This window comes from Trichlorobacter sp. (assembly GCF_030247655.1).
GTDB lineage: Bacteria > Desulfobacterota > Desulfuromonadia > Geobacterales > Pseudopelobacteraceae > Trichlorobacter.
This window is the reverse complement of the sequence record NZ_JAOTRZ010000180.1, coordinates 1-6,245: the sequence shown is the minus strand read 5'-3', so window position 1 is coordinate 6,245 and position 6,245 is coordinate 1. Positions and strand designations below refer to the sequence as shown.

Below are 6,245 nucleotides of genomic sequence, written 5' to 3'. Positions count from 1 at the left end.
TACCCCGCTCCCGCAGCAGGTCACAGTTCTGCATATTGCGGGCACCAACCTGTAGCAGGTCAGCATACTCTGCCACCAGACCAACGTTGTCCGGGCTCATAACTTCGGTGACAATCGGCAGCCCGGTGGCCTCACGGGCCAGGGCAAGCAATCGCAAGCCTTCCTCCCGCAGCCCTTGAAAGGTGTGGGGACCGGTACGAGGTTTGAAGGCGCCGCCACGCAACAGGTCAGCCCCGCACTGTTTGACAAAACGGGCGGTTTTGAGGATCTGTTCTTCTGACTCAACCGCACAGGGACCGCCAACGACGACAGCACGTTGGCCTTCGCCAATCTTAACGCCCGCCACATCAACAATGGTGTTTTCCGGGTGGAAGTCACGGGAAACCAGCTTGTACGGCTTAGAGACATGGATCGCCTGCTGTACACCGGGCAGGTCGCGGATCTTGGTATCATCCACGTAGCCTTTGTTGCCCAGCACACCAATGGCGGTCCGCTCTCCGCCAGGAATCGGTGCTGCGGTGAACCCCATCTCACTGACGGTTGCAATGACAGTATCTATATCTGCCTGAGTGGCAGTATGATTCATAACGATTAACATCTTAAATCCCCCTCAATCCCCCTTTGCAAAGGGGGAGGCTATGCCTGACGGGTGGCCAGTTGTTGCAACCGTTCCATATTCAGAACCGTTACCTTACGGCCATCCAGCTCAATAATCCCCTCTTCCTTCATCTTACGGAAGGTGCGGGATACGGTTTCACCGGCAGTACCCAATTGCGCTGCCAGTTCCCCTTTTTTGATCCCCAGCTCCAGATAGGTAATACCATTGTAGCTGGTTGACTTCTCAGCCGCCCGCTTAATCAGAAACGACGCCAGCCGGGACGCGACATCCGCAAAGGTCAACTCCTCAATCTGGCGGGCGAAACGACGCAATGAAAGCGAAAGTGACACCACCAGGTTTAAGGCGAACTGAGGTTTTGATCCCATCAGCTCCATAAATCCCTGCTTGGGCAAAAACAGCGCCTCACCAGCCTCGACAGCCCGTGCCTCTGCAGGATAACGACCATCGCCAAAAAAAGCAGCCTCAGCAAAGGTCTCACCCGGTCGGACAAAATGCAGCACCTTTTCCCGTCCATCGGAAGAGACGCGGCATAACTTCAGATGCCCCTCCACCAGCAGATAAAAACCGGTGGCCTCTTCTCCTTCACTGAAAAGTGTCTCACCTTTTGAAAAACTGCGCCGCACCGTAATGGCGGCCAATGATGCCAGATCAGCGTCGTTCAGACCTGAGAACAGTAGTGAGTTTTTGAGTAGTGGAATCAGTTCCATACGCTATTTCACGAACGCTGCAACCTTGTCAGCAACCTTGGCCGGGGTCAGGCCAAACTGTTCCGCCAGAATTTCAGCCGGTGCGGATGCACCAAACTGCTCCCAGCCGATGAACAGACCTTCTTCACCCAGCAGTTTGCCAAAGGACTCACCACGACCAGCCTCAATGGCCACCCGCTTGACACCTTTGGGCAGCACTGAAGCACGGTACTCGGCAGACTGGGCGATGAAGGTGTTGACATCCGGTATGGAGACCACCCGTGCCGCAACACCTTTGTCAACCAGCAGTTTGGCAGCGTCAAGGGCCAGGCTGACCTCAGAACCGGAAGCCATCAGCACCACTGCCGGATTGGCAACATCAGCCAGGACATAACCGCCAGCCAGCGGAAGGGACTTGTCAAAACCAGCCGGCTTCTGCAGCAGCGGCAGCTTCTGGCGGGTCAGGATCAGGGCGGTAGGACCGTTGTGGTACTTCATGGCCGCATACCAGGCCAGGGCGGTCTCATCAGCATCAGCCGGACGGATCACCTGCAGACCGGGAATCATCCGCAGGGAAGCAGTGTGCTCAATCGGCTGGTGGGTCGGGCCATCCTCGCCCACGGCATAGGAATCATGGGTAAAGATGTAGACCACCTGCTGCTGCATCAGGGCGGACAGCCGCACAGACGGACGACAGTAGTCAGAGAAGACCAGAAAGGTGGCGCCGTAAGGGATAAAGCAGCCATAGAGCGACATGGCGTTACAGATGGCACCCATGGCATGCTCGCGGATACCAAAGTGCAGGTTGCGGCCGCCAAAGGCATCGGGCTGGACTGAACCGCCGCCCTTGATGTCACTGTTGTTGGAGGGGGACAGGTCAGCCGAACCACCTGCCAGCGCAGGTAACAGGGCGGCAACCTTCTGCAGTACTGCGCCGGACAGGGAGCGGGTTGCGCCATCTTTACCAGCAACTACAGCCAGCAGTTCTTCAGCCAGGTTCTCCGGCAGTTGCTTCTGCCACATGGCATCCCACAGAGCGGCCTTGTCAGGGTTGGCTACACGCCAGGCTGCAAAACCGGTTTGCCAGGCATCATACTCAGCCTTCAACTCCGCAACCCGTGCGGCACACTGGGCAGCCACATCTGCAGGCACAGTAAACGGTTTTTCCTCCCAGCCCAGGTTGGCGCGGGTAGCATCGATCTCATCCTTGCCCAGTGGCGAACCATGGGCACCGGAAGAATCCTGCTTATTGGGAGCGCCATAGGCGATATGGGTGGTGGCAATGATCAGTGAAGGCTTAGCGATCTCGGCAATGCCATTCTGAAGGGCAGCGGTGACCTGATCATGATCATGACCATCCACACTCTGGACATGCCAACCGGCTGCCTCAAACCGCTTGGCAACATCCTCTGACCAGGCGAGATTGGTTTTGCCTTCAATGGTGATACTGTTGCTGTCATACAGGTAGACCAGGTTACCCAGTTTGAGGTGACCGGCCAGAGCGGCGGCCTCATAGGAAATCCCTTCCTGCAGGTCGCCGTCACCTACTATGGCAAACACCCGGTGGTTGATGGGTGAAAAATCAGAGGTATTAAACCGCTCGGCAGCCATCTTGGCAGCCAGCGCCATGCCAACGCCGTTGGCAACGCCCTGCCCCAGTGGACCGGTGGTCACTTCAACGCCGGGGGTATGGCCGAATTCAGGGTGACCAGGGGTCTTGCTGCCCCACTGACGGAAGTTTTTCAACTCCTCCATGGACAGATCAAACCCGAACATATGCAGCAATGAATAGATCAGCATGGAGCCGTGGCCAGCGGAGAGGATAAAACGGTCACGGTTGGCCCAGGCAGTATCGGCAGGATTAAACTTCAGCACGCCGCCCCACAGTGCAACCGCCATATCAGCAGACCCCATTGGCAGACCGGGGTGGCCGGAGTTGGCCTTTTCAACAGCATCAGCAGCAAGGAGACGGATCGTATTGGCGCAGCGCAGGGCCTGCTGGGCAGTAAGCGGGGTGGACATTGGTACAGTTCCTTTCAAATGAGGGTCAAAAATGGGTATAGCCGGAAGCGGATGGCTGGAAGTTTGTTCCATCAGGCAGGATGACATGCACCTGTCTTGAGTTGGTCACTTTACCAATAACTGTGACCTGAATGCCAGCAGTTTTTGCCAATTGCTGGATCGCGGCATGATTGCCGGCAGGAGCAGTAAAGCAGAGTTCGTAATCCTCTCCACCGCTTAGGGCAAGCGGCCAGGGAAAGACAGGCTGTTTACTGCAGTAGGATTGAAAGGCAGGAGTAAGGGGAAGCTGTCCAAGCAGTACCTCGGCACCGCAGCCAGACTGCTCACAGATATGTCCCAGATCAGCCAGCAGACCATCGCTGATATCAATCATTGCGTGCAGCAGACCGGCTTCAGCCAGCTTCAGCCCCAGATCACAGCGCGGAATTGGATCAAGCTGGCGCAGTAATAGCGGATCATCTGCACAGCCCAGCCGTGCTCCTTCCATCAGCAGCTTCAACCCCAGAGCTGAGTCCCCCAGAGAACCACTAACCCAGACCTCATCACCGGGTTTGGCACCACTGCGTTTCAGGATCAGATCCGGCCGTTGCTCCCCCATGATGGTAACCGAGACCGTCAGCCCGCCCTTTGAACCACAGGTATCGCCGCCAGCCAGGATGCAGTTGTGTTCAGCAGCCTGCTCAGCCAGGCCATCCAGAAAGCCTTCAATGGTTTCCAGCGAAAACCCGGCCGGGATGGCCAGAGAGAGGAAAAACCAGCGGGGAACAGCCCCCATGCTGGCAATGTCGGAGAGGTTAACTGCCAGAGACTTGCGCCCCAGTAGCCGGGCCGGGCCAAAGCCCAGATCAAAATGAACCCCCTCTGCCAGCAGATCAGTGGAAACAACCACCTGACTGCCAGCAGAGGGGGAAAGTAATGCTGCATCATCGCCGATTCCCAGCTCAGGCGCCACTGGCTGGGGGAAACGGGCGCGAATCTGATCGATCAGACCGAATTCGCCCAAGGATGAAAGAGAGACAACAGGGTTCATGGCAGATCGAGTACTACTTTAAGGTTACAACGAACCTGCTCTGCAATTTTAAGGCACTGCTGACAGATGTTTCTATCAGGCATGAAGTGCGGCAAAACACTGGCTAGAGGATATTTTGAAGGCAGGTAGATTGAGTCCAGCAAGTCCGTTTCATCCTCCGTTATTGCGAGAACAACTCCTGCTCCTCTAACACGTGCTGCCAGTTCACTAATGCTGTGCGTTTTTGACAGTCCGGTCGCTTGTTCAACAAGAAATGCCTTGAGATATTTTTCTACGGCTTGCTGAACGTTTTGCAGGCAAGGATTGTAGAGCCCACTTTCAAGCAGCACCCTAGCAGATTTAAAATTATCGTCGGCATACTGTAACCAGAGTTCAGTGTCTTTTTTCATACACCACCTCACCTTTGTTTATCTCTTGCATAAACTGTGCTGACGGATCGCAGGGCATGGCAATTGGCACCAAATCAATGGGGATAATGCTTGAGATGCCACGTAGTTTTTTTCTTAAAGCAAGCGCCAGGGTAAGGTAGTCGTCACTAGAGTTACAGAAAACCGCCACATCCAGATCATGCGGGGTATCAGACGTGATAAACGATCCGAACACGATGATTTTCTCCACCTTGCTATCGTCAACAAAGACAGACTGTAGCTGCTGGCGTATTTGAAGTTTATCAATATGAGACATATCTGGCGTTCCTTCCCGGCTAGATTGTATCAAGTACTCCAGCAGCCACGAGGTCTTTTTTTATCTCCAGAATTTTTTCTGAGATATTGTTAGCAAACCTCTTTTGAATAATCCCACCAAAGTCCGTAAACACGGATGTTCCTTCTTTGAGAAGGAGCATTGCGCCAGACCGGTCAAGCCGACCACAAAACCACCCCAGTTCATAAATAACGTTTGGCCGGGCTTGGAGGTAAACTTCTTTTTCCGAGCTGACTTCATCATCAGGCGTGAATACAGCAATTGCATAACTGCACGTTTTTGCGTAGTACTCGAATTTTTCTATTACCGTTTTACAGCCAGCGTCAGGCTGTTCTAACAATACTATGGGGTTAAGGCGAAACTCAGATTTCAATATGTCTTTCAGTTCTCGCCATTTTGCTTCATCTCGGCCATGAATTACGAATACATTTTCTCGACGGCACAGAACCTCTTCCGATTTTTTCCGTGCCATTAGACTCGGATTACGGGTAAGACGAGTGCTTGAGGCTCGTATGAGCGAAAGGATATTTTCAACACTCTTGTATGAGGGAGAGTCAATGTAGTTGGTCACGCCTTCGTTGAATTCACCAACAATCTGTGCAGAGTAAACGTTGTCACCAAGAACATCGTTAAATAGATCAACAAGCTCCTGGACGTACTGCCGAAACAGCGGATCGTCACCGTGACTGATGTAAATACCATCGCTGGTATGTGTAAACCTGGAGAGTATTCCGGCGAGGTTGCCTTCATACCGCCTGAGAGCGGCAATAATCATCTCACTATCCAAAGTGCTACCCCCTTGGTCCTTTAGGCCCAAACCGTACGTCACTTACACCATCTTTTTTGCCGCGCAAACTCATAGCCTCCACAGACACCCATTGAACAGGCCGTGGTAAGATCACGACAACCTTGCAGTGTGGTACCAGAAAGCAGATAGGCATTTCCCCGCTTGTCATAGGCTTCGGCTAAGGCAGGATTAAGCCGGATGGATTGGGTGAGGTCTTTAATGGCCTGCTGGTATTGTTTAAGGCCGTAATAGGCATTCCCCCGGTTTTTATAAGCATGGGCGTCATTGGGGGAGAGCTGGATGGCATGATTAAAGTCGGCAATGGCACGTCGATACTGTTTAAGGTGAATGCGGGCATTCCCAAGGCTATAGTAAGCCGAATAATCAGAAGGATATAAT

Annotated in this window: 7 protein-coding genes and 1 pseudogene; all 8 read right to left on the bottom strand. The window is 53.6% G+C overall.

The features are described 5' to 3' along the window. Positions 1-598 (bottom strand): annotated as a pseudogene (locus tag OEL57_RS13060) (3-deoxy-7-phosphoheptulonate synthase); the annotation flags it as partial. Positions 599-636: 38 nt separating this feature from the next. Next, positions 637-1,326, bottom strand: a complete 690-nt coding sequence (locus tag OEL57_RS13055; protein WP_300741002.1) for a Crp/Fnr family transcriptional regulator — start codon at positions 1,324-1,326, stop codon at positions 637-639. A 3-nt stretch (positions 1,327-1,329) separates the two neighbouring features. Next, positions 1,330-3,327: a transketolase gene (gene tkt, locus OEL57_RS13050; RefSeq protein WP_300741000.1), complete on the bottom strand. Its 1,998-nt coding sequence runs from the start codon at positions 3,325-3,327 to the stop codon at positions 1,330-1,332. 25 nt (positions 3,328-3,352) lie between these two features. Further along, on the bottom strand, positions 3,353-4,357 hold the full coding sequence (gene thiL, locus OEL57_RS13045; RefSeq protein WP_300740998.1) for a thiamine-phosphate kinase: 1,005 nt from the start codon (positions 4,355-4,357) through the stop codon (positions 3,353-3,355). Next, the gene (locus OEL57_RS13040) at positions 4,354-4,746 is read right to left on the bottom strand and encodes a HEPN domain-containing protein (protein WP_300740997.1); all 393 of its coding nucleotides are present in this window, start codon (positions 4,744-4,746) and stop codon (positions 4,354-4,356) included. Before OEL57_RS13040 ends, thiL begins: the two co-directional genes overlap by 4 nt. Continuing rightward, positions 4,730-5,041 carry a nucleotidyltransferase domain-containing protein gene (locus OEL57_RS13035; protein WP_300740996.1) on the bottom strand — a complete coding sequence of 104 codons (312 nt, stop codon included), beginning with the start codon at positions 5,039-5,041 and terminating at the stop codon, positions 4,730-4,732. The genes OEL57_RS13040 and OEL57_RS13035 overlap by 17 nt, the downstream gene beginning before the upstream one ends. 19 nt (positions 5,042-5,060) lie before the next feature. After that, positions 5,061-5,834, bottom strand: a complete 774-nt coding sequence (locus tag OEL57_RS13030; protein WP_300740994.1) for a nucleotide-binding protein — start codon at positions 5,832-5,834, stop codon at positions 5,061-5,063. A 50-nt stretch (positions 5,835-5,884) separates the two neighbouring features. Further along, positions 5,885-6,245 (bottom strand): tetratricopeptide repeat protein (locus OEL57_RS13025; protein ID WP_300740991.1); only part of this gene is annotated, 361 nt, incomplete at its 5' end.

Coding starts and splice junctions, on each gene's coding strand:
- OEL57_RS13055 (WP_300741002.1), bottom strand. CDS start 1,326: ATGGAACTGATTCCACTACTCAAAAACTCACTACTGTTCTCAGGTCTG.
- tkt (WP_300741000.1), bottom strand. CDS start 3,327: ATGTCCACCCCGCTTACTGCCCAGCAGGCCCTGCGCTGCGCCAATACG.
- thiL (WP_300740998.1), bottom strand. CDS start 4,357: ATGAACCCTGTTGTCTCTCTTTCATCCTTGGGCGAATTCGGTCTGATC.
- OEL57_RS13040 (WP_300740997.1), bottom strand. CDS start 4,746: ATGAAAAAAGACACTGAACTCTGGTTACAGTATGCCGACGATAATTTT.
- OEL57_RS13035 (WP_300740996.1), bottom strand. CDS start 5,041: ATGTCTCATATTGATAAACTTCAAATACGCCAGCAGCTACAGTCTGTC.
- OEL57_RS13030 (WP_300740994.1), bottom strand. CDS start 5,834: ATGATTATTGCCGCTCTCAGGCGGTATGAAGGCAACCTCGCCGGAATA.